Annotated in this window: 5 protein-coding genes; 4 read left to right on the top strand and 1 reads right to left on the bottom strand. The window is 71.4% G+C overall.

All coding sequences use genetic code 11. The annotated features are described in order from the left end of the window. On the bottom strand, window positions 1–492 hold a 492-nt coding region (locus VF542_RS03920), incomplete at its 3' end, for a methyltransferase domain-containing protein (protein ID WP_408650397.1). A 75-nt stretch (window positions 493–567) separates the two neighbouring features. On the opposite strand from VF542_RS03920, the gene VF542_RS03915 reads away from it, so the two are divergent. From VF542_RS03915 to VF542_RS03900, 4 genes are all read left to right on the top strand, one after another. Next, entirely contained in the window at window positions 568–1,113 is a 546-nt protein-coding gene (locus VF542_RS03915) for a SigE family RNA polymerase sigma factor (protein ID WP_408650396.1), read from the top strand. After that, window positions 1,110–2,627: a WD40/YVTN/BNR-like repeat-containing protein gene (locus VF542_RS03910; RefSeq protein WP_408650395.1), complete on the top strand. Its 1,518-nt coding sequence runs from the start codon at window positions 1,110–1,112 to the stop codon at window positions 2,625–2,627. Before VF542_RS03915 ends, VF542_RS03910 begins: the two co-directional genes overlap by 4 nt. 149 nt (window positions 2,628–2,776) lie before the next feature. Next, a complete protein-coding gene (gene groES / locus VF542_RS03905; RefSeq protein WP_408650398.1) occupies window positions 2,777–3,088 on the top strand; it encodes a co-chaperone GroES in 312 nt (103 codons plus the stop codon). 93 nt (window positions 3,089–3,181) lie between these two features. Beyond that, window positions 3,182–3,823 (top strand): TCP-1/cpn60 chaperonin family protein (locus VF542_RS03900; RefSeq protein ID WP_408650394.1); only part of this gene is annotated, 642 nt, incomplete at its 3' end.

Below are 3,823 nucleotides of genomic sequence, written 5' to 3'. Positions count from 1 at the left end.
CGAGCGCCAGTCCGCCTGCTCGGCCGATCCGGTGCTGATCCGCACCGGCTGCCCGGCGGCGTTCGCGGCTGCCAGCGCCGCGATCGCCGGGTCCCGCTCGACACCGCTGACCCGCAGGCCGGCCCGGGCGAAGGCCCGCGCGTCGGAGCCGATGCCGCAGCACAGGTCCAGCACCGAGGCCAGCCCCGCGCCGGCGAACCGGGCGGCCCGGTGATCGGCGACCTCGATCCGGGTGGCCTGCTCCAGGCCGTCGGCGGTGAACAGCAGCCGCCCGGCCAGGCTGCCGAACTTCGTCCGGGCGGCGGCCCGCAGGCCGGCCTGGGTCAGTGCCGCGGTGGCCAGCTCCGGCGGCAGCAGCCGGCGGGCTGCCGCCGCCCGGCGAACCGGGTCGGTTTCGGTCACCGACTCCACCAGCCCGATCGCCCGTTCCAGCTCGGCCCTGCCCGCCGGGGCGGTGACGTCGCCGACGGCGCCGGGAAACTCGGGAAGCACCCGGCAAGTGTGTCCTAAACCTCTGCAACATTTCCGGCTGCCATCGTGTCAACACGGGAAAGGAAGGCGAACACCATGGCCGAGGTCACCGACTTCACCCAGTTCACTGATTTCACCGCGTTCGTGCGGGCGCACAGCACGACACTGCTCCGCTCGGCGTTCCTGCTGACCGGGGAGCTGGCCGCGGCCGAGGACCTGGTCCAGGACACCTTCCTGCGGCTGTTGCCGCGCTGGTCGAAGGTGGCGGCCGCCGACGTGCCGCTGGCCTACGTCCGGCGTTCGATGACCAACAACTTCCTCAACGGCAGGCGACGCCGGGCCGGGCACGAGATGCTCTTCGCCGACCCGCCCGAACGCGGCTACGACAGTGACCAGGCCGGCCTGCTGAGTGACCGGGAAGTGGTGCGCGGGCTGCTGGCCAGCCTGCCGCCGAAGCAGCGCGCGGTCCTGGTGCTGCGGTTCTACGACGACCTCAGCGATGCCCAGATCGCCGCCGACCTCGGCTGCCGGCAGGGCACCGTGCGCAGCATCGTCAGCCGCAGCCTCGCCACGTTGCGGGCTGAGACCGAGCGACGATCACGACCGCGAGACATCTCGCCGACGAATGGAAACCTGCGATGAGCCACGAAACCGAACCCGCTGCCGTCCAACTGCGCCAGGCGCTGGTCGCCGAGGCCCGGACGGTCAGCGCCGGCCCGGCGTTCACCGAGCGGGTGATCGGCGCGGCGCAGGCCTCGACGGCGACCCTGCCCACAGCGGTCCCGGGCCCGCTCTCAGGTCCGCGTTCAGGCCCGTTCCCCGGCCCGTTCTCGGCCGATGACGGCTCGTCCGCCGGCCAGCGTGGCTGGCGGGGCTGGATCCTTCCGGCCGCTGCGGCGGCCGTGGTGGCGGTGCTGCTGGCAGGCGTCCTGGTCGGCACCTCGCTGCTGCGACCGGATCGCCAGCCGCCCGCCGCTCAGCCCAGCCCGACCTCGTCGAGCACCAGCGCACCGGCGCCCAACGGCACGCCCAGCGCCACCGCCAGGCCCACACCGAGCACCAGCCCGTCCGGCGGGGCGAGCACGCCCGTCCAGGGCGGTCTGCCGGCGGGCGGGCCGGTACCGGCCGGGTTCAAGGCGGTGGACCTGACCTGGGTGAGCACCGATGTCGGGTACGCGCTGGGCACCGCGCCCTGTGTCAGCGCGCCGTGCACCTCGATCCTGCGAACCGTCGACGGCGGCAAGAGCTGGGTGGGCCTGCCGGCCCCGAATGCGATGCTCAGCCAGACCGACACCTGCTCGAACAGCTGCGACCTGGTGACCCACCTGCGCTTCGCCAACCCCGACGTGGGCTATGCCTTCAGCTTCAACGCCCTCTTCCTGACCACCGACGGAGGCAAGCACTGGGCCAGGCAGCAACCCGACGGCTCGGCGTACTCCCTGGAGATCGTCGACGGCATGGCACTGCGGGTGCTCGGCCAGGCGCCCTCCTGCGCCCCGGGCTGCAAGTTCCGGGTGCAGCGCGCCGCGATCGGCGGCACCGAGTGGGACGACGTCGCGTTGCCGCCCGGCGCCCGCAGTGCCGGGGCGCAACTGGCCGCCAGCGGCCGCACCGCGGTGCTGGCCACCTTCGGCAACCCCGCCGGGGGTGCGCAGGACGCCACCTCGGTGCTGTTCACCTCGACCGACGGCGGCGCCACTTGGCGCAAGGTCGGCGAGCCGTGCCCGCGTACCAGCGGCGGTGGCGAGGTCGACACGGTTGCGGTCACGGTTGCCCCGGATGCCTCGATCACCGGACTGTGCACCCCCCGCGGCGACAGCGGCCCCAAGTTCACCATGACCTCCACCGACGGCGGGGCGCACTTCACCGCCGCGCCGCCCAGCCTCGGTGCCGCGACCGGCGACGTGCTGGGAGCCGCCTCGGCGACCACCTTGCTGGTGAGCCTGGACCAGCTGTACCGCAGCACCGACGGCGGCCAGCACTGGCAGCGCACCGGCAACGGCGGCAAGGGACCGGGCGCGGCGTCCTGGATCGGCTTCGAGAACTCCTCGGTGGGCCGGGTGCTGGAGGTTGACGGGCCCGGCACGGCGGCGTCGGGCACGGTCTGGACGACCACTGACGCGGGCCGCAGCTGGAGGGCCAACACCTTCGGCTGACAGCCGGACCCCGGTGTTGAGAGCTGGCACTCTCAGAGCTAGAGTGCTAGTGAAGGCATGGCTGACCCCCGCGACGGCAGCTGGCCGACCAGAAACAGCCCGACATCTGAACAGACATTCCATTACCCGGTAAGACCCCAGGAGGGGAGCTGAGCGTGACCGCCACCAAGGTCAACATCAAGCCGCTTGAGGACCGCATCGTCGTCCAGGCACTGGAGGCCGAGACCACCACCGCCTCCGGCATCGTCATTCCCGACACCGCCAAGGAGAAGCCCCAGGAGGGCACCGTCCTCGCGGTCGGCCCCGGCCGCGTCGACGACAACGGCAACCGCATTCCGATCGACGTCTCCGAGGGCGATGTCGTCCTGTACTCCAAGTACGGCGGCACCGAGGTCAAGTACGCCGGCCAGGAGTACCTGGTGCTCTCGGCGCGGGATGTCCTCGCCGTCATCGTCAAGTAACCGCACCCGCCTTACCGAGATGCCCCGGAGCGCTCTGCGCCCCGGGGCGTTCTCGGCTTTCCGTTCCCGCACGGCTTCAGAGAGGAACCATCCATGGCGAAGCTCCTCAGCTTCAACGAGGACGCCCGGCGTGCGCTCGAGCGCGGCGTCGACAAGCTGGCCAACACCGTCAAGGTCACGCTCGGCCCGCGTGGCCGCAACGTGGTGCTGGACAAGTCCTACGGTGCGCCGCTGATCACCAACGACGGCGTCACCATCGCCCGTGAGATCGAGCTGAACGACCCGTTCGAGAACCTGGGCGCCCAGCTGGTGAAGTCGGTGGCCACCAAGACCAACGACGTCGCCGGTGACGGCACCACCACCGCCACCGTGCTGGCCCAGGCCATGGTCAACTCAGGCCTGCGCAACATCGCCGCGGGCGCCAGCCCGGGCGGCCTGAAGCGCGGTATCGACCTGGCCGTCGACGCGGTCTGCAAGGCGCTGGACGCGGCCGCCACCCCGGTCGAGGGTGAGCAGGGCATCGCTCACGTCGGCACCATCTCCGCCCAGGACGCCCAGATCGGCGCCCTGATCGGCCAGGCCATGACCAAGGTCGGCAACGACGGCGTGATCACCGTCGAGGAGTCCAACACCCTGGCCACCGAACTCGAGTTCACCGAGGGCATGCAGTTCGACAAGGGCTACATCTCGCCCTACTTCGTGACGGATCCAGAAGGCCTCCTCGCTTCTTTTGAC

Source organism: Jatrophihabitans sp. (assembly GCF_036389215.1).
Classification (GTDB): domain Bacteria; phylum Actinomycetota; class Actinomycetes; order Mycobacteriales; family Jatrophihabitantaceae; genus Jatrophihabitans_A.
This window is presented reverse-complemented; position numbering and strand designations above follow the sequence as displayed.